This is a genomic window from Bradyrhizobium campsiandrae, assembly GCF_014529705.1.
Classification (GTDB): domain Bacteria; phylum Pseudomonadota; class Alphaproteobacteria; order Rhizobiales; family Xanthobacteraceae; genus Bradyrhizobium; species Bradyrhizobium campsiandrae.
Window position 1 is genome coordinate 1 of the sequence record NZ_JAANIH010000350.1, and the last position, 246, is coordinate 246.

Here is a 246-nt window from a genome sequence, read left to right on the forward strand (position 1 = left end):
GACAAACCCTTTTCAAGCGTGGCTGGCCAAGGTCGGATGGGAGATTGCGGTCGCGGTGGCTCTGGCGGCGGCGCTCGCTATCAGTACGGGAGCCACGAGCACGCTTTTCTTTCGCTATTTAGTCGTCGGTTCTTTAATCGCGGGCACGGTGTCAACCCCGATCGACAAACATGATCCGCTGCCGGGATCATGGTTCTTTCCGCGGGCGGCTCTATGCGGGAGCGCCGCATGATGGCGTTCAAGAGG

General features: G+C 60.2%; 1 protein-coding gene. It reads left to right on the forward strand.

Going from position 1 to position 246, the window contains the following annotated elements:
- A partial coding sequence (locus G8O24_RS44190; protein ID WP_210324928.1) for a hypothetical protein occupies nucleotides 1-232 on the forward strand: 232 nt, incomplete at its 5' end.
- Nucleotides 233-246: the final 14 nt, after the last annotated feature.